General features: G+C 45.1%; 15 protein-coding genes and 3 tRNA genes. 3 read left to right on the plus strand and 15 right to left on the minus strand.

Translation table 11 applies throughout. The features are described 5' to 3' along the window. Window positions 1-59: 59 nt before the first annotated feature. On the plus strand, window positions 60-641 hold the full coding sequence (locus V7051_RS06265) for a Uma2 family endonuclease (RefSeq protein WP_333874083.1): 582 nt from the start codon (window positions 60-62) through the stop codon (window positions 639-641). 176 nt (window positions 642-817) lie between these two features. Here V7051_RS06265 and V7051_RS06270 read toward each other — a convergent pair whose 3' ends face one another. From V7051_RS06270 to V7051_RS06290, 5 genes are all read right to left on the minus strand, one after another. Continuing rightward, the gene (locus V7051_RS06270; protein ID WP_333874084.1) at window positions 818-1,285 is read right to left on the minus strand and encodes a CreA family protein; all 468 of its coding nucleotides are present in this window, start codon (window positions 1,283-1,285) and stop codon (window positions 818-820) included. Window positions 1,286-1,382: 97 nt separating this feature from the next. Then, on the minus strand, window positions 1,383-2,987 hold the full coding sequence (locus tag V7051_RS06275; protein WP_333874085.1) for an ABC transporter ATP-binding protein: 1,605 nt from the start codon (window positions 2,985-2,987) through the stop codon (window positions 1,383-1,385). Further along, complete coding sequence (locus tag V7051_RS06280) at window positions 2,980-4,323, minus strand: ABC transporter permease (protein WP_333874086.1); 1,344 nt, start codon at window positions 4,321-4,323, stop codon at window positions 2,980-2,982. Before V7051_RS06280 ends, V7051_RS06275 begins: the two co-directional genes overlap by 8 nt. Next, window positions 4,323-5,300, minus strand: a complete 978-nt coding sequence (locus tag V7051_RS06285; protein WP_333874087.1) for an ABC transporter permease — start codon at window positions 5,298-5,300, stop codon at window positions 4,323-4,325. The genes V7051_RS06280 and V7051_RS06285 overlap by 1 nt, the downstream gene beginning before the upstream one ends. Beyond that, complete coding sequence (locus V7051_RS06290) at window positions 5,297-7,495, minus strand: ABC transporter substrate-binding protein (protein WP_333874088.1); 2,199 nt, start codon at window positions 7,493-7,495, stop codon at window positions 5,297-5,299. The genes V7051_RS06285 and V7051_RS06290 overlap by 4 nt, the downstream gene beginning before the upstream one ends. 47 nt (window positions 7,496-7,542) lie before the next feature. On the opposite strand from V7051_RS06290, the gene V7051_RS06295 reads away from it, so the two are divergent. Continuing rightward, window positions 7,543-8,325, plus strand: a complete 783-nt coding sequence (locus V7051_RS06295; protein ID WP_333874089.1) for an enoyl-ACP reductase FabI — start codon at window positions 7,543-7,545, stop codon at window positions 8,323-8,325. A gap of 64 nt (window positions 8,326-8,389) precedes the next feature. Here the strand turns inward: V7051_RS06295 and V7051_RS06300 are convergent, their stop codons facing one another. The 9 genes from V7051_RS06300 to V7051_RS06340 all read right to left on the minus strand — a co-directional run bounded on the left by V7051_RS06300 (window position 8,390) and on the right by V7051_RS06340 (window position 17,073). Continuing rightward, window positions 8,390-10,252, minus strand: coding sequence for a SurA N-terminal domain-containing protein (locus V7051_RS06300; RefSeq protein ID WP_333874090.1), 1,863 nt, complete (start codon window positions 10,250-10,252; stop codon window positions 8,390-8,392). A gap of 78 nt (window positions 10,253-10,330) precedes the next feature. Continuing rightward, a tRNA-Asp gene (locus V7051_RS06305) sits at window positions 10,331-10,407 on the minus strand. Between the two features lie 6 nt (window positions 10,408-10,413). Then, window positions 10,414-10,489: transfer RNA gene (locus tag V7051_RS06310), tRNA-Val, on the minus strand. A 13-nt stretch (window positions 10,490-10,502) separates the two neighbouring features. Further along, entirely contained in the window at window positions 10,503-10,775 is a 273-nt protein-coding gene (locus V7051_RS06315) for an HU family DNA-binding protein (protein WP_333874145.1), read from the minus strand. A 194-nt stretch (window positions 10,776-10,969) separates the two neighbouring features. Beyond that, window positions 10,970-13,402, minus strand: coding sequence for an endopeptidase La (lon, locus tag V7051_RS06320; protein ID WP_334181128.1), 2,433 nt, complete (start codon window positions 13,400-13,402; stop codon window positions 10,970-10,972). Window positions 13,403-13,562: 160 nt separating this feature from the next. Further along, window positions 13,563-14,837 (minus strand): ATP-dependent Clp protease ATP-binding subunit ClpX, encoded by a 1,275-nt coding sequence (gene clpX, locus V7051_RS06325; protein WP_333874092.1) that lies wholly within the window; start codon window positions 14,835-14,837, stop codon window positions 13,563-13,565. Between the two features lie 87 nt (window positions 14,838-14,924). Continuing rightward, entirely contained in the window at window positions 14,925-15,572 is a 648-nt protein-coding gene (clpP, locus tag V7051_RS06330) for an ATP-dependent Clp endopeptidase proteolytic subunit ClpP (protein WP_333874093.1), read from the minus strand. A gap of 15 nt (window positions 15,573-15,587) precedes the next feature. Beyond that, a complete protein-coding gene (tig, locus tag V7051_RS06335) occupies window positions 15,588-16,877 on the minus strand; it encodes a trigger factor (RefSeq protein ID WP_333874094.1) in 1,290 nt (429 codons plus the stop codon). 111 nt (window positions 16,878-16,988) lie between these two features. After that, a tRNA-Leu gene (locus tag V7051_RS06340) sits at window positions 16,989-17,073 on the minus strand. A 207-nt stretch (window positions 17,074-17,280) separates the two neighbouring features. Between V7051_RS06340 and V7051_RS06345 the strand changes: the two genes are divergently transcribed. Next, window positions 17,281-17,532 (plus strand): hypothetical protein, encoded by a 252-nt coding sequence (locus V7051_RS06345; protein ID WP_333874095.1) that lies wholly within the window; start codon window positions 17,281-17,283, stop codon window positions 17,530-17,532. Between the two features lie 8 nt (window positions 17,533-17,540). On the opposite strand, the gene V7051_RS06350 is transcribed toward V7051_RS06345, so the two are convergent. Further along, window positions 17,541-18,395: a radical SAM protein gene (locus tag V7051_RS06350; RefSeq protein WP_333874096.1), complete on the minus strand. Its 855-nt coding sequence runs from the start codon at window positions 18,393-18,395 to the stop codon at window positions 17,541-17,543. Window positions 18,396-18,422 lie beyond the last annotated feature (27 nt).

Raw genomic sequence — 18,422 nt, forward strand, 5'->3', positions numbered from 1 at the left:
ACTCCGGTACGGAGTCATGTAGGGTGGGCTGTGCAACCTTTTTGTTTTGGAGAAAGACCATGAGTACTGCAAAAGAATTGCAACAAAAGTACACCTATGCCGATTATGCCCAATGGCCTGAAAATGAGCATTGGGAATTGATTGACGGTGTACCGTATGCGATGACCGCACCGCAACGGTTGCATCAGGATATTGTGTTTGAATTGGCGGGGCAAATCCGCAATTACCTGCAAGGCAAGCCCTGTAAAGGCTATACCGCCCCCTTCGACGTGCGCCTGCCGCGAAAGGATGAAGCCGACGCCAATGTGGAAACAGTGGTGCAACCCGACCTAAGTGTCATTTGCGACACGTCCAAGCTGGACAACCAAGGCTGCCGGGGAGCGCCGGATTGGATTGTTGAAGTGCTTTCCCCTTCTACCGCACTGAAGGATATGAACACCAAACGCGGCCTTTACCAACAGCATGGGGTGCAGGAATATTGGATTATCCACCCGGAAGACCGTTGGATTTTAGTATATACGCCGGATGAGCAAGGACGCTACGGACAACCCGGGGTATTTGGCATGGATGAACCCACCGTCGTACAACGGTTCCCGGATTTGAGCATTGATTGGTCGTTTATGGCGGCTGTTTTGCCGTGAGGTAGGATGGGTAGCAACGCGACTTGTAAGCACGAAGTGAAACCCATCCCAATAACGCTCTCGGCAATTGCTCCTGCATTGCTCTCGATCGCTGCTCCCGACGCGATTCTACTTCCCCATCCGTGGGGTCGTACCTCCTGCATCCGTGCAGTTGTACCCATTCTACAGACTACGGACTAATCCCACTTCATAACCGGCACAGATGAAATGGAATTCTTTGGCGAACCTTCAATCACTTTGTCACTGTAAGCCAGATAAACCAGGACATTGCGTTTTTTATCGTAGAAACGCACCACTTGCAGCGTCTTGAAAACCAGCGACAGGTTTTCTTTAAACACCACATCGCCGCTTTTCAATTTATCCAATTTACTCGTATCAATTGGGCCTATTTGCCGACATGCAATCGATGCTTCCGTTGGGTCTTCAGCCAGACCGACTGCGCCTTTCATCCCACCTGTTTTAGCGCGTGATATATGACAGGCAACACCCGGAACATCAGGATCGTCGAAAGCCTCAACCACAATTTTATGATTAGCTCCGAGCAGCTTAAATGTCGTGGTTACATCACCGATTTCTTCGGCTGACACAGTAAAAGCTAAGGAGCCGAGAACTATTGTTGCCGCAAGCAAGATTTGTTTTTTCATAAGTTTATCCACAAAGTTAAGAAGTTATACTGTCTTTATTACCTGAACGCTGCTTTGGATATTAAATCCTTGTCGCGAACCTATTCAAGTTTTACTCTCAATGATCCATTTTCAAAACAGGCACAGCAGCCAGCAGCTTTTTGGTATAAGCCTGTTTGGGATTGGTCAAAACCTCGGCCACACTGCCCTGCTCTATGATCTTGCCCCGATACATCACGGCAACGTCATCGGCTATTTCCGCAACCACAGCAAGATCATGGGTAATGAACAAATAGCTGACGCCTTTTTCCTGCTGCAAAGTTTTCAGCAACTGGATAATCTGCGCCTGTACCGATACATCCAGCGCGCTGGTCGGCTCGTCGCAGACGATCAGTTTGGGATCGACCGCCAAGGCGCGGGCAATGCAAATACGCTGGCGCTGGCCGCCGGAAAATTCATGTGGATAACGCAACGCCGAATCTTCCGGCAAATCGACTTGCTGCAACAATTGCCGGACTATGGCCTTGCGCTGATCGAAACTCACTTCCGGATGCAAGGCTCTGATGCCTTCGGCGATGATATCGCCGACCAGCATGCGCGGGTTCATCGATGAAAACGGGTCTTGAAACACAATCTGGATATTGGCGCGTTGCCGCCGTAAAGCTTCGCCGGTTAAGGCATTCAACTCGACGCCGTTGATCACAACCCGTCCGTTGCCGGGAATCAGGTTTAACAGACTCTTGCCCAACGTGGTTTTGCCGCAACCGGATTCGCCGACCAAAGCCAGCGTTTTACCTTGTTGTATATTAAAACTGACGCCATCGACTGCCCGGACAAAATCGACAATCCGTTTGAAAATGCCTTTTCGGATCGGGTAGTAGCAATAAAAATCGCTGACCTGTAATAGCGGCGGTTGTTCCTCGGTGCTGTGTTTTAAGCAACTTTGCATCGACGGCAGCGCATTCAGCAGCTTGCGGGTGTAAGGATGTTTGGGCTGGCTAAAAAACTCGGAGGTCGCGCCGGTTTCGACGATTTTGCCCTGCTGCATGACCGCAACCCGGTCCGCCATCGTAGACACCAGCGCCAAGTCATGGCTAATCAGCCACAACGCCATACCGGTTTGTTGCTGGATATTTTTCAACAGCGCCAGGATTTGCGCCTGTATGGTCACATCTAATGATGTGGTCGGCTCGTCGGCAATCAATAAATCCGGCTTACCTGCTAATGCGATGGCAATCATCACCCGCTGCCGCTGGCCGCCGGAAAGCTGATGCGGATAATCTTTAATGCGCTGCTGCGGTTCGGGTATTTCAACTTGCTGCAATAATTCCAGCACACGTTGTTTAACGGCTTCCCTGGACAAATTAAAATGAAGATTGATGACTTCTTCTATCTGGCTGCCAATGGTCATCACCGGGTTCAGGGAAGACATCGGGTCCTGGAATATAAAGCCGATACGTCGACCGCGAATTTTGCACAGCTCAAATTCCGAATGCTTCAGTAGATTTTCGTCGTGCAGGTTAATCGCATCGGCATTCAGCATTGCATTGTTCGGCAATAATCTGAGTACCGACAATGCGGTGATCGATTTGCCGGAACCGGACTCGCCGACCAACGCAAAAGTTTCGCCTGCCTGGATTTCAAAACTGATATCGTCGACTACCGTCTGCCGATGATTAAAGATAACACTAAGATGCCGGACGGCCAGTATCGGATTATTCATTGCCGCTCCGTCTCGGATCAAACGCATCCTGCACCACGTCGGCAAACAAATTGGCTGCCAGCACCAGCGCGAACATAAACACAAAAGCGGCCGATAACGACCACCATACAATTGGCTCACGCGCCATTTCCAGCCGTGCACCGTTAATCATATTGCCCCAACTGTAGCTGGTCGGATCAACGCCGATGTTGATGTAGGACAATACCGCTTCGGCCAGCACCAGCGAACTGAAATCCAGCACGACGGAAATCAACACGATGTGCATCACATTCGGCAGGATATGGCGCAGTAAAATAGCGCCTTGCTTAACGCCCAACGCAGAAGCGGCCTGGACGTATTCCATTTCCCTGAGTTTAAGGGTTTCCGCCCTGAGCAACCGGCATAAGCCTGTCCAACTGGTCACCCCCAGGATCATGCATAAAAACAATAAGCGCATATCTGCCCTGACGATAACGCTGGTAAAAGCCGCTTCATGATTGGCCATATAGACCTGCACCATCAGGATGGAAGCGGCGATCAGTAACACGCCAGGAATGGAGTTGAGCGTGGTGTAGATATATTGAATGATGTCGTCCACCCAACCGCGAAAAAATCCAGCCAGAATGCCGAAGATAATCGCCATCGGCAGCATGATTAACGTGGTCAATGTACCGATGACCAAACCGGTGCGGATGCTTTTTACGGCTTGATAAAAGACATCTTCACCGACTTTATCGGTACCGAAAACGTGATAATAGCCGGATAGATAGATTAAAGCGTAACTAAACGATACGATAACAAACACGACCGCCAAGACTGTTTTCGTCGTTGAATTACCCATGAGGCGCTGATACTGCTTAGCACGCAGCACCCACATTAGAAATATGAAAAAAACCATCAGGCTGGCGCCTTGAGCTAAGCCATAAAATGCTTTTTGTAGAATATCGGGGATTTTTTCCGTCTCAGGATTATTTAAATGCCTGCCGCCAAATTCCAGGCGCGGATACCCCCATTGCATGGAGCCGTCTGCCAGTGTCATCATTTCCTTGCTATACAGCGTGGTCGCAAATGGCGCGGAATAGGTTTTCTCGCCATGCTCGCGTAGCGGCGTCGCCCAATTGTCCAGCAGGCTGATAATTTCGTTTTTCTTATCATCGCTGGGCTTAAAATGTACGGAATCGAGCAAGCCGATCAGCACAAAAAACAGCAATACCACCAGCGACACCATGCCGATTTTACTGCGGCCAATCTGTTGTAACGGACGCTTAATATGTTCCTTACCGCGTAGATACAAACCCAGCGCCAGTATTACAACAATCAGCAAATAGATCAGCGCGTCCGTCCATAACACTACCATTACGACAACCTCACGCGTGGATCAACCAGGGTGTAGGAAATATCGGTCAACAACAGCCCGATCACATAGAGCACCGAACCCAGGAAAACCATCGCGCGAACGATGGCGAAATCCTGGCTGTTGATCGCATCAATCGTATAACTACCTAAACCGGGAATACTGAAAAACGATTCCATGATTAAACTGCCCATAAATAACAGCGGCAACACCACCACGACACCAGTCAAAATAGGAATCATCGCATTGGGCAGCACATGTTGAAACAGGGCTTGAGTTTCCGACAGGCCTTTGGCTCTTGCGGTTCGCACATAGTCTTTTTCGACTTCTTCTAAAAACAAGGTCCGGTACCAGCGAGCGCCCGAACCGATACCTGAAAACACGCCGATCAATACCGGCAGGACCAGGAACTTGATTGCCGCCATACCGTCATCATAGCCGGAAATAGGCACCAGCCTTAAGACTTTGCCGATGAAAAACTGCCCGCCGATAATATAAAACAATGAGGAAATCGACATTAAAATCACGCACAACACGATACCTGCATGTTCCAGGTAACTGTTACGGAACAGCACCATCATCAACGCAAAACAAATATTCACCAGCAGACCGACGATCAACGTCGGCAACGCCACGGCAAGACTGGGCCAAGCGCGCTCTTTAATGTCTGCGCCGATATTCCTGCCGCTATCGGACACTCCGAAACGAAACAAAAACAAGCCGACCGATTTTTGGTAAAAAATGGTGTCGGTTATTTTTTTCTCGCCTTGCGCATCGCTATTCCAGAGCAGCGGCACATCGTAGCCGTGTTGCTGTTTCCAGTTGGCGATGGATTGCTCGGTAACGTGTTTTTGCCCCAGTTGCATGCGCGCCATATCGTCCGGGCTGTTGACAACAAAGAACAGCACAAACGTTAAGATATTGACGCCCATCAACAAGGGCAGGCTATACAAAAGCCGACGGATAATATATTGAGTCATTGAACAGTTTCCCGGGCACGGCGGCGATAGGCATTGACCGCCGGAATCAGCATTAGCACAAACACTACACCGCCCAATATCAAAGGCCAAACCACCGGTTTGTTCCATTGTTGCCTTTTTTCGACTCGGGCCTCTGTATCAATGCGGGTATATTTAAGCTGGTTATTCGCCATCAGATTCGGTTTAAGATTTTTATACCAGCCGTGAAACAGTGAAAAATTTTTCGGATGAAAGCCGAAAACCCACGGCGCATCATGTCGCACTATTTCCTGTAGCTGCTGAATAACCCGATAACGCTGCTCGCTGTTATCCATGTTGCGCATTTGCTCGAATAGACGGTCGAATTCAGGATTATGATAATTTGCAGCATTTTCGCCACCGTACTGTACTTTGGAATTTGGGCCGTACAACAGGAAAAAGAAGTTCTCTGGATCAGGATAATCGGCATTCCAGCCCCACACAAAAAGCTGGGCGTTACCGGTGCGCATTTTTTCCTGGAAACGATTGTAATCAGTGGATCGTATCACCAGCTTGATGCCCAGTTTTTCAAATTGCTTGCGATACCAGCCCATTCTGGGACGGTCGTCAACGCTGGTGGCCGTGGTATCGAAATACAAAATCAGGGCTTCTTTAGTTTTTGGGTCTATGCCGCCGGCATAACCGGCTTCGGTCATCAGCTGCCGCGCAGCATCGATTTTTTTACGTTGCGCTTTTCCGTCCTCACTATCGTAGACATAAGGATTGATTCCGGTTTTAGTATCGTCAAAGCCGTAAATACCTGGGGGCAACACGCCTTGTGCCGCAACGCCGCGCCCGTTCATAAAAATAGAGATAAACTCTTCATAATCGACCGCGATAGCAATTGCCTGCCGCAATTTTCTGGCTTGTTCGGTCGCACCGCCGACGGTCGCATCAAGCATATTAAAGCCCATGTAAAAACTGGATGTTGTTACCGAAGTTTGCAGTTGAATGCCTTTTTCCAGCATCGACGGCGTCAACGCGACGCCGCCGCTACCGGTAAATTGTATCGCCTGATCGAAACTGTCCGAGGCAATGCCCGATGCATCATAATAGCCTTGTAAGAATTTTGTCCAATAGGGAATGGTTTCTTTTTCCAGCATAAAAACCACTTTATCGATAAACGGCAACTGTTTTCCTGCGTCGACCAACAAGCCTTTTTGCTTGTCTTCAGGCTCGCCTTCGACCGGGTAAGTTTCAACATGAAACAGCGGATTTTTAAGCAAAATCATACGCCGGTTCGGGTTATTCTCCGCCATCAGGTAAGGCCCGGTACCTATCGGAAACCAATCCAGGGTAATGTTTTTGTCGGCAAGCCCGGCCTGGTCATAAAACACATCCGCTTCCCACGGCATCGGCGAAAAAAACGGCATCGCTAACCAATAGTTGAACTGCGGATATTTGCCTTTAATGCGAATGCGGTATTGATAACGGCTGAGCGCTTTTGCTCCTTCTATCGGCAGATCCCTGATCGCTGTCTTGGGTTTATCTTTGACCTGTTTGGAAAAATCGTCAAAACCGACAATATAGTTCTTCATGATTTCGGCTATCGGCGACTGAATTTTGGGATGCGCCAGACGTTTAATTTGGTAAACATAATCCTCTGCGGTGAGCTCACGCGAGCCGGTGACAATAAAATCATTCAGCGATGCAACGGCGTCGATTTGCGCGTTGTCTAACTGGTGATATTGATACTCGTCCTGAGCGTTTTTAGCCAGAGCGGGGTGCGGTTGGTAGCTAATACCAGGCTGGATTTCAATTATATAATCGGTAAATGCAATGTCGCTGTCATTTGCACTATTGGCCAGCTTTTCGCCTTTTTGGTTCAGGTAAATAACTTCAGGCATACGAGCGGCTGTTAACGGCACCACTTGATAAGGCCGTTTCAGGTAATGGTATTGAAACGGCGGCTCGTAAATCTGCGCGATAAAGGCATATTCGTTGGCATTGTAGGCTACAGCCGGATCGAAATGTTTGGGACGCTCCGAAAATGATTCATACAAAACCGCCTGTTTACCCTCGTCTTCGGAGTAAGGGTTGTTCAGTTGTGCTGATGCCGACACCGCATATAAAAACGAGCCTGCCCAAAATATAATCGACAATATCAAAACTAATACACGAGCTTTGCAGGTTTGCATCTTCATAGACAAAAGACTGGACATCAATAAAAGGGTCATAGATACTTGAAACTCTATTGTAACAACAAAAACATTGGGAGATGATAATGGGTTTTATGCAGGGCAAACGAGTCTTGATTGTGGGTTTAGCCAGTAACCGTTCAATTGCATGGGGTATTGCTCAAGCCATGCACCGGGAAGGCGCTGAATTAGCCTTTACCTTTCAAAATGAAAAGCTGCAAAGCAGGGTCGAAGAAATGGCTGGGCAATGCGATTCCAACATTACTATTGAATGTGATGTCAGCATTGATGAGCATATCGACACTGTATTTAGCAAGCTGGCCGAGCATTGGGATGGCTTGGATTGTATCGTGCATTCGGTTGCTTACGCGCCCCGCGATGCATTGAATGGCGATTATGTTGACGTCACTACCCGCGAAAACTTTAAGATTGCCCATGACATCAGCTCCTACAGCTTTACCGCTCTGGCGAAAGCCGGACGCGCGATGATGCAAGGCCGTAACGGTTCTCTGTTGACCCTGACTTATTTAGGCGCCGACAGGGCGATTCCTAACTATAATGTCATGGGCGTAGCTAAAGCCAGCCTGGAAGCCAATGTCCGTTATATGGCCGTGGCCTTAGGTGCCGAAGGTACACGCGTCAATGCGATTTCAGCAGGCCCTATCAGAACCCTTGCCGCATCGGGTATTAATGACTTTAAATCGATGCTCAACAAAGCAGCCGATACCGCCCCGCTAAAGAAAAATGTAACCATTGAAGAGGTCGGCAATGCTGCGGCATTCATGTGTTCCGATCTGGCTTCAGGTATTACCGGCGAAATCACTTTTGTCGATTGCGGCTATAATATTGCCGGTTTAGCAGCATCCTAACGCAAAAACCTTGACACAAAAAAGGGAGCTTTAAGCTCCCTTTTTTATTCCTGATTACAGCGCTTTACTTAGGTGCTCTGACCTCTACATCAGCATCCGCCTGCAAACTGTTTATCAACGCATTGAATTCAGTCTGACCGAAAGCTTTAGCGATATTTTTAGTCGCCAGTTCCATCTGTTTCTTGTCATCTTCAGTCATTACGCCTTCTTTTACTTTTGACAAACTCACTACCACTTGTTCGCCGGCGGGTAATTCGGCCATAAAAACGGTCGGTTTGCCGCCAACAGGTTTAGCCGCCTTGAAAATCGCCTGACTCAACGGTAACGATACATCTTCCTTGCTCCGTGTTAATCCTGCGACTGTCTTTACTTGCAGCTTATCTTCAGCCGCAACGGTTTGAATAGACTCTCCTGCTTGCAAACGAGCCTTGATTTGACGAGCTTTTTCGACAGCCTGTTGTTTGGCTTTATCAGTCAGCAATACAGCCACTATGTCCTGCTTAACATCTTTTAGCTCTCGCGCTGCAGCCGGCTTATGATCCAGCATTCGTAGCACAACTAAACGATCGGTTCCCAGCTCTATTGGCGTACTATTGTTGCCATGCAGAACTTCTTCAGTAAAGGCAGTATTACGAATTTTCTCGTCAATAGCAATTCCATCGCCTTTATCTTTGGTGAACAACGCTGATTTCTTGATAGTGACGCCTAAAGCATCCGCCACTGTTTTCAGGTTATCGGGATTTTCATAACTCATTTCGGTCAAAGTTTCACCGGCTTCATAAAAAGCGTTTTCGGCCTGGGCTTTCTGATATGCTTTGGTTACTTCATTCTTGACTGAGTCAAACGGTTTGATTTCACCCGGCACTAATTCGGTCACTTTAATCAAGTGATAACCGAATCCCGACTTAACGGGATTTGATACTTCACCGAGCTTTAAAGCACTCGCCGCATCTTCAAACCCTTTCTCCATAACGCCGGCATTAAACAGACCTAAATCTCCACCTGTTTTAGCAGTTAATTTATCATCGGAAACTTCCGCGGCTAAAGCGGCAAAGTCTTTATTCTCCAGCTCTTTTTTTGCTTTTAAAGCTTTTTCGAGCGCAGTCTTTTCGTCGGCCTTGTCATTAATTGCGAACAGGATATGACTGATTTTTCTTCTCTCGGGAGTGGTGTATTGATCTTTTTGCTCTTCATAGAAGACTTTCAACTTGTCATCAGTTACCGCTATCGTCTTGGCTATGTCTTCAAGCGCCAATTCTATGTACTCTACAGAAACCTGCTCAGGCGTTTGGTATAAATCCTGATGCTGCTGATAATAGGCTGCAATTTCTTCGTCTGAGGGTTGTTCTGCCAACTTTTGTACCGCAACGGTGACATAATCCACGTCGCGCTGTTGATTTTGGATTTTGAAGAAGCTCTCTACATCATATTTCGTTGCAAAACTGCTATCTATAATGCTGCGCTGAAACTGTTCCATGATCAACGCATTCTTGATTCTGTTTACAAATTCCGCTGAAGACATTTTTTGTAAATTGAGCATTGTCTTATATCGCTTGTCATCGAATTTACCATCTACCTGAAAATAAGGCAGCGATTGTATAAATTCACGCGCGGTATCATCAGTTGTGACAAGACCATTGGCACGCACGTACTGCAATAAAACTTCATCCTTTATCAGCTTCTCTAGCGCTTGCGCTTTCAAGCTTTGCTCGTCAATCGTCATCCCTTGAAGATTCTGGCTATATTGCTCATAAGCCTTATTAACATCGCGCTGAAAAAAATCTTTATCACCTACGGAAGCGACGGGAGCTTCTTCTCCGGTATCCAGATAATTCTGAATACCCCATAAAGCAAAAGGCACACAAATTATTATCAAAATACCCCATGCAAAAGCACCTTGTGCTTTTTCTCTAATCTTTGTCAGCATAGCTCTGTCCTAAAGAAACAACTTAAATTTTAATCAAAAAAAAAGCCCCGAACCAATCGATCCGGAGCTTTTTGATTTTGGCGGAGTGGACGGGGCTCGAACCCGCGACCACCGGCGTGACAGGCCGGTATTCTAACCAACTGAACTACCACTCCAAAGTCTGGTGGGTGCTGAGGGGTTCGAACCCCCGACCCTCGCCTTGTAAGGGCGATGCTCTCCCGGCTGAGCTAAGCACCCGACTAAAGAAACCCTAGTTTACAGCATCTTTTAAAGATTTACCAGCTTTAAATGAAGGAATTTTTGCAGCCTTAATGGTAATCTCAGCGCCAGTCTGTGGATTACGTCCTTTGCGCTCCGCCCTTTCTTTTACCGCATATGTTCCGAATCCGACTAAAGCGACTGAATCACCGCTGCTCAATGCTTTTGTAACAGCTCCAATAAAGCCATCCAATGCACGTCCTGCATCCACTTTAGTCAATTCAGCAGACTCTGCTATAGCGTCAATAAGTTCCGATTTATTCATCATTCCCCCTTAGGAAGTCATTTTTAAAGTTATATTCTAGAAGACTAGCACGATAATTCTTACGTCCCATTGTCAACGGCACGAAAAACACCGGTATTTATAACAACTGGACTTACGCAGTGTCAAGCACTAACCACCCTGCAAGCCATGATTTTTGTGGTTTTGCCAACTTTCTCGACAAAACCACAATTTAATTAATGCGCGGTTAGACCCGGTTTTATTACCTTAACCGCTTCAGTTTCATTTTTCCCTTGCTCTTCAGCTTCTATTTTTTCAATAGGAACGGGCATATATTGCAGAGCAACTTCCAATACCTCATCTATCCAGTGGACAGGTTTTATTTTCAGATTTTGCTTAATATTTTCAGGTATCTCAGCCAAGTCTTTTTCATTCTCAGCAGGAATTAGAACTGTTGTTATACCGCCGCGATGAGCAGCCAAAAGCTTCTCTTTTAAGCCACCGATAGGCAATACCTCACCTCGTAAAGTAATTTCGCCGGTCATTGCCACAGAAGCTCGAACAGGTATCTTGGTCAAAGCTGAAATAATGGCGGTACACATACCTACCCCGGCGCTAGGACCATCTTTCGGCGTTGCGCCTTCAGGAACATGGATATGTATATCATTCTTCTGAAACAGCTCATTATCAATGCCCAGAATGTCTGATCGACTCCTGACCACCGTCATTGCAGCTTCAATTGACTCTTTCATCACATCACCGAGCTTACCTGTTGCTGAATGCTTGCCTTTCCCCGGGATTACCGCTGTCTCAATGGTTAATAATTCGCCACCCACTTCGGTCCAAGCCAAACCGGTAACCTGCCCGATCTGATCCTTCTCTTCAGCAAGACCATAATGAAATCGCTTGACGCCTAGATATTTATCCAAGCTTTCAGAATTAACCACGACTTTTGTTTTACTCGGCATCAATAACAAATCTTTAACCACTTTACGACAAATTTTCGAAATTTCCCGTTCAAGACTTCGAACCCCTGCTTCTCTAGAGTAATAACGAATTACATCTCTAACTGCTTCTTCTGTGATCTGAATTTCCTGCTCCTTAAGACCGTTATTCTTAACTTGCTTTGGAATTAAATACCGGATTGCGATATTAATTTTCTCGTCTTCTGTATAACCGGCGATACGTATAACTTCCATTCTATCCAATAATGCAGGAGGAATATTCATGGTATTAGCCGTCGCAACAAACATTACGTCCGACAAATCAAAATCCACTTCCAGATAATGATCCGAAAAAGTATGATTTTGCTCGGGATCTAGCACCTCTAATAAAGCTGACGCAGGGTCTCCTCGAAAATCGGCAGCCATCTTGTCAATTTCATCGAGCAAAAACATCGGATTACGCGTCTTAATTTTGGACAAATTCTGTAAAATCTTACCCGGCATAGAACCTATATAAGTTCGACGATGACCACGAATTTCGGCTTCGTCACGCACGCCGCCCAAGGCCATACGCACATATTTACGATTGGTCGCCCTGGCAATGGATTCGCCTAATGAGGTTTTACCCACACCTGGAGGCCCTACCAAGCACAAAATCGGGCCTTTAAGCTGTTTCATCCGCTGCTGAACCGCAAGGTACTCAAGAATACGCTCTTTAACCTTATCTAAACCATAATGTTCGGCTTCCAAAACCTGCTCGGCAACTTTTAAATCATGCCGCACTTTGGTTTTCTTCTTCCAGGGCACATTGACCATCCAGTCAATATAGTTACGCACCACAGTTGCTTCGGCAGACATAGGCGACATCTGTTTGAGCTTATTAAGCTCTGCATCCGCTTTTGTTTTGGCTTCCTTCGACATACCGGCGCTTTCAATTTTTTTCGCTAGCTCTTCAATTTCATTAGGGACATCATCCATATCTCCCAGTTCTTTTTGAATCGCCTTCATCTGTTCATTCAGATAGTATTCCCTTTGATTTTTTTCCATTTGCTGCTTAACGCGCACCCGGATTCTTTTCTCCATCTCCAGCAGGTCAACTTCCCCTTCCATTAATGCCATTAAATCCTCAAGGCGCTTTTCAATATCTGCCGTTTCAAGAATAGCCTGTTTTTCATTGACTTTTAAAGTCATATGAGCCGCCATAGTGTCAGCAAGCCGGCTCGGGTCATCAATGCCCGACAATGAATTCAAGACTTCCGGAGGAATCTTATTATTCAACTTAACGTACTGATCAAACGAATTAATTACTGTCCGCTGCAATACATCTTGCTCTTGCTCGGTTAGCTTTAAAATATTGTAAATTTCCGTTACCACAGCGGAAAAATAGCCTTCAGTCTCTTTATAGTGTAATACTTTACTTCGCTGAATCCCTTCAACCAGAACCTTAACTGTCCCATCAGGCAATTTCAGCATCTGCAGAATATTAGCCAGAGTACCTACTTCATAAAGATCAGCAATATCCGGCTCATCAACTTCCGCTTCTTTCTGCGCGACCAACAAAATCTGTTTATTGTCTTTCATCGCTGCATCTAAAGCATCAATCGATCTTTCCCGGCCGACAAACAAAGGAATTACCATATGCGGATAAACCACGACATCTCTGAGCGGCAATACCGGAATTAGTGCATTTATTTGTTGTATCTCTGTCATCTTGTGCGTTTCCATAAATGAAACCTTCTAACTATTTCTCAGAAAAGAACGTTATTGGGGCGTTAATTAAAATAGCAAGGATGCCGACTCAAAATTTAAGTATCTACAGTGCAAAAAAAAGGGAGCTTTAAAATAAAAGCTCCCTTTTTATCATCCAGTAAGTAAATTGTAAGACTTAAGACTCAGCAGAAGCCTTTTTCTTTTCGGTTTCATATACCAAAATAGGTTCTGATTCACCTAAAATAACACTCCCATCAACTACCACTTTGCAGATATTATCCGCAGACGGCAACTCATACATGGTGTTCAGCAGAACATTCTCAACAATTGTCCTTAGCCCTCTTGCACCCGTCTTTCTTTCCATAGCCTTACGTGCAATCGCAACCAAAGAATCATCGCGAAATTCCAGCTCAGCGCCTTCCATCTCAAATAAATGCTTATATTGCTTGATCAGCGCATTTTTAGGTTCGGTCAATATCTGCACCAATGCTTTCTCATCCAATTCTTCTAATGTTGCGACAACCGGAAGGCGGCCAACAAACTCAGGAATCAATCCGTATTTAATCAGATCTTCAGCCTCGACTTCGGCAAAGAGTTGTCCGATATTTTTAGACTCGTCTTTGGTCTTTATTTCAGCTGAGAAACCGATTCCACCTTTCTCCGAGCGATCTTTAATGACTCGATCCAAACCGGCAAAAGCACCTCCGACTATGAACAGGATATTTGCCGTATTAACTTGCAAAAACTCCTGCTGTGGATGCTTGCGTCCACCTTGAGGAGGAACCGAAGCAATAGTTCCTTCAATCAATTTTAATAAAGCCTGCTGAACACCTTCACCTGAAACATCACGGGTAATTGACGGGTTATCGGATTTTCTGGAAATCTTATCGATCTCATCGATATAAACGATACCTGTTTCAGCCTTCTCTACATCATAATCACATTTTTGTAGAATTTTCTGAATGATATTTTCTACATCCTCACCTACATATCCGGCTTCTGTCAGCGTAGTTGCATCAGCGATGGTAAAAGGTACATCAAGTAAACGAGCCAATGTCTCAGCCAGTAAGGTTTTTCCTGACCCCGTTGGCCCAATCAACAAAATATTGCTTTTGGCTAATTCAACGGTATCTTTTTTAGACTTACTACGCAGGCGTTTATAGTGATTATAAACAGCCACCGCCAAGATTTTTTTCGCATTTTCCTGCCCAATAACATAGCTATCAAGCTCTTCTTTTATCTCTTTCGGCTTGGGCAGCTCACCACCACCAAAAGAAGAGGAATCATCCTGTAATTCATCTTTTATAATATCGTTACAAAGATCTACGCATTCATCACAAACATAAACTGATGGCCCCGCAATAAGCTTTCTAACCTCATGCTGACTTTTACCGCAAAAAGAACAATAAAGCAGTTTATCGTCATCTTTGCTGTTTTTGTCATTACTCATAAATTGGACTCCCGCAAACATCCGGAGATGATGTTTTTACTTTCGATTGAGCAAAGAATATATTGAAATACCAAAAAATACCAACCGTTATTTATCAGCAACAGTTGCTCGACTCAACAGCACCTGATCAATAAGACCATAGCTAACAGCATCATTTGCACTTAAGAAGTTATCTCTGTCAGTGTCCTGCTGAACCTTTTCTATCGGCTGACCGGTATGATCAGAGAGAATTTTATTCAGTTTTTCTCTGATTAACAGTATTTCTCTGGCATGAATATCAATATCAGAAGCCTGCCCCTGATAACCGCCCAATGGCTGATGAATCATCATTCTTGAGTGAGGCAAACAATAACGCTTACCTTTTGTTCCGCCAGTCAGAAGCAAGGCCCCCATACTGGCCGCCTGACCAATACACATAGTGCTGACATCAGGCTTAATAAACTGCATGGTGTCATAAATTGACATACCTGCCGTCACCGACCCGCCAGGCGAATTGATATACAAATGAATATCTTTATCAGGATTTTCCGATTCCAAAAAAAGCAATTGGGCAACAATCAGATTAGCCGAGTAATCTTCAACCTGCCCTACCAGAAAAATCACCCGCTCCTTTAATAATCTTGAATAAATATCAAAAGAACGCTCACCTCGAGCTGTCTGCTCAATAACGATAGGTACCAAACCACCTGCTGCTTCTGGAGCTATCATTTGATTTCTTACATACTGGTTATACATTTAAACTCCTTACCCTTATTTGCTCATTGCGTCAGTAAAATTTATAGCTTCATCGGACACTTTTGCTCGCGCAACCAGCCAATCGATAGTTTGATTTTCCAAAACCATCTGCCGTACATCATTCAATCGGCTGTCGTCGGAATAATACCACTCAACAACATCTCCAGGACGTTCATAGCTTTTTGCCATGTCTTCAATAGTAGAGCGTACTTTATTATCGTCCACTTTAATATCGTTTTTATGAATAATTTCACCTAAGATCAAGCCCAACGCCACACGACGTTTTGCCTGTTCTTCAAATGCATCTCTGGGCAATTTCAAATCTTCCAGCTTCATTTTCTGTCTTTTGGCAGTCTCGATGTATGGTTTCATCATACTTTCGATTTCCTGATCGACCAATGTATTTGGAACGGCAATCTGAATTTTTTCATATAACGCATTCATTACTGCATTTTTGAGTTTGCCTCGCAATGCCTGTTCGAGCTCACTTTCCAAATTACTTCTGATATCTTCACGGAACGCATCCACCGAACCCTCAATACCATATGCCTTGATAAAAGCGTCATCGATTTCCGGCAGCACTGCTTCCTCAACACTGACAACTTCAACTTCAAACTCAGCCACTTTACCGGCTAATTTTTCACTCCCATATTCTTCTGGAAAAGACACTTCAAAGGTTTTATTAGCACCCGCAATGAGACCAATCAGATTTTCTTCAAAACCTGGAATCATTTGTTTCGCGCCAATTTCAACCTGATAATTTTCTACTTTTCCGTCAGTAAAGTTCTCGCCATCGGAAGCACCTGAAAAATTAATTGTTACGCGATCATTTTCCTGAGATGCTCGCTCAACAATGCTCCAACTTTTCTTTTGCGCTCTGAGCTTTTCAATCATGTCATCAACATCACCATCTTTAACGTTGGCAACAGGACGCAACACTTCAATTTGCTCAACGCCTTCCAATGATATTTCAGGATAAACTTCAAACTCAGCAGTATATTTGAAACCTTCGGCCTCATCTGATGAATGAATATGAGGATAACCGGCAGGCCTTAAATCCTGCTCTTTCAATGCTTCAAAGTAAGTGGTTTCAACCAGATCCCCCGCTATTTCACCGCGAACCCGATCTCCATACATTTTCTTAATGACATGCTGGGGTACTTTACCCGGACGAAAGCCATCAACTTTAACTTCGCGCGCTAACGACTTTAGGCGAGCGGCCATTTTTTCCTGAACAACCTCTTCAGGCACGCTAACAGTCATCTTTCTGCTTAATTCTGATGTCTTTTCGACAGAAACTTGCATTTCTTTACCTCAATTAAAATTTAAATAAGAATTTTTATAGAACACCGGTAAACGGCTTAAAAGAACTGAAGAGTTAACGAGACAAATCGCTAACTCTTAATATGAATTGGGTGGTGCGAATGGAGAGACTCGAACTCTCACAGGATAACCTACTGGAACCTAAATCCAGCGCGTCTACCAGTTCCGCCACATTCGCACTTTGAATGAGCTTGCGATTATATCCGTAATTATACGGATACAACAAGTTATTAATTTTAAAACACACCAGTACCTAATCGCTGAGCGTTTAAAAGCACCCTGCTATTCACACTTTATGCTTTAAATTAAAATCCAATCTTTGCATATTACCCATACTGGATGTAGTATTACTTTGAAGCCAACTCTAATGTATAAGGGGTACGATATGAGCATTTCACCAACCACCAGCGCAGTTAATCTATTCAATACCGCTCAACATAAATCAGCGGATGCCGCTCAAGTGATAGCTAAGCTGCCTATGCAAAACGATGAAGTCGGCAGTCCAGAATTCAACTCCAGTGATATCATCAAGCCAGTGCTTAGCCTGAAAGAAGCTGAACTTGAAACATCTGCCGCAGCTAAACTACTTGAAGCCGATAAAAAAACGATTGGGTCGCTATTGGATATCAAGGGTTAACATACCACTCAGTAACTCACCAAAACATCAAAACCCAAAAGCCTGATTTCATCAGCAAAGGTATTCAGGACCTCTACCGGCAGTCTCTCCAACCGACTAGATTCCGGCTGAAGAGACGGTCTCGCAATCGTATACAACATTACCCCGTTCAACACACAGCCCTTTGTTTTAATATTTCTCAGCAAATCAACAAATGCGTCTTTTTCCTTCGGGGATAATCCCTGTTTATCGTAATCCAATAAACATGTTTGCAGCTTTGTAGGACACAGCTTTGCACAAAGCAACAGATTATCCACGCTTGCCTGACAACTTTGCCCGGCATTATTTATTAACGCCCGACCCTCTTCGGTAGCGCTATCCAACTTAAACCATACTTCTCCGCCATACTCCTTTAATTTCTTCAGGCCATTCTGGACGCTAGGTCGATGTATCAAGCTGCCGTTGGTAATCAACACAAAATTACTCTGCGGTAAAACTCCTGCTTCTGTAGCCACTCTGCCAATCAAAGCGACAGCCCTATCAAAGTCTTTTAAGCTGGTCGGCTCGCCATTACCGGAAATAGCAATATCTTTAATGACTTGTTTATCCTCATCAACCTGAAAACGTTGATAGAAATCACCATTCAACACATCGTCAAGAAAAAACCTCAGTTCATCTTCCAAAAGCTGAAAATCCAAGTCCGGCGCGGCACCGATTTTTAAATCAGGCACTTGGCAATAAATGCAACGCCAGTTACAGGCATTATTAGTATTAAAATTGATACCGATAGATAAGCCGCCTGCTCGCCTGGAAAGCACCGGATATACGTACTTTAACCCGGCAATATCCCGGCTATGGTTCGTTGTTGTTAACTTTATCGACATAACTATATGAATAAACCGGTTAAAGGA

This window comes from Methylobacter sp. (assembly GCF_036845245.1).
GTDB lineage: Bacteria > Pseudomonadota > Gammaproteobacteria > Methylococcales > Methylomonadaceae > Methylobacter_A.

Excerpts from the sequence above, each read along its gene's own strand:
- V7051_RS06265 (WP_333874083.1), top strand. The coding sequence starts at position 60 with ATGAGTACTGCAAAAGAATTGCAACAAAAGTACACCTATGCCGATTAT.
- V7051_RS06345 (WP_333874095.1), top strand. The coding sequence starts at position 17,281 with ATGAGCATTTCACCAACCACCAGCGCAGTTAATCTATTCAATACCGCT.
- V7051_RS06280 (WP_333874086.1), bottom strand. The coding sequence starts at position 4,323 with ATGGTAGTGTTATGGACGGACGCGCTGATCTATTTGCTGATTGTTGTA.
- V7051_RS06350 (WP_333874096.1), bottom strand. The coding sequence starts at position 18,395 with ATGTCGATAAAGTTAACAACAACGAACCATAGCCGGGATATTGCCGGG.
- V7051_RS06270 (WP_333874084.1), bottom strand. The coding sequence starts at position 1,285 with ATGAAAAAACAAATCTTGCTTGCGGCAACAATAGTTCTCGGCTCCTTA.
- V7051_RS06290 (WP_333874088.1), bottom strand. The coding sequence starts at position 7,495 with ATGACCCTTTTATTGATGTCCAGTCTTTTGTCTATGAAGATGCAAACC.
- V7051_RS06285 (WP_333874087.1), bottom strand. The coding sequence starts at position 5,300 with ATGACTCAATATATTATCCGTCGGCTTTTGTATAGCCTGCCCTTGTTG.
- lon (WP_334181128.1), bottom strand. The coding sequence starts at position 13,402 with ATGGAAACGCACAAGATGACAGAGATACAACAAATAAATGCACTAATT.
- tig (WP_333874094.1), bottom strand. The coding sequence starts at position 16,877 with ATGCAAGTTTCTGTCGAAAAGACATCAGAATTAAGCAGAAAGATGACT.
- V7051_RS06300 (WP_333874090.1), bottom strand. The coding sequence starts at position 10,252 with ATGCTGACAAAGATTAGAGAAAAAGCACAAGGTGCTTTTGCATGGGGT.
- clpX (WP_333874092.1), bottom strand. The coding sequence starts at position 14,837 with ATGAGTAATGACAAAAACAGCAAAGATGACGATAAACTGCTTTATTGT.
- V7051_RS06275 (WP_333874085.1), bottom strand. The coding sequence starts at position 2,987 with ATGAATAATCCGATACTGGCCGTCCGGCATCTTAGTGTTATCTTTAAT.
- clpP (WP_333874093.1), bottom strand. The coding sequence starts at position 15,572 with ATGTATAACCAGTATGTAAGAAATCAAATGATAGCTCCAGAAGCAGCA.
- V7051_RS06295 (WP_333874089.1), top strand. The coding sequence starts at position 7,543 with ATGGGTTTTATGCAGGGCAAACGAGTCTTGATTGTGGGTTTAGCCAGT.
- V7051_RS06315 (WP_333874145.1), bottom strand. The coding sequence starts at position 10,775 with ATGAATAAATCGGAACTTATTGACGCTATAGCAGAGTCTGCTGAATTG.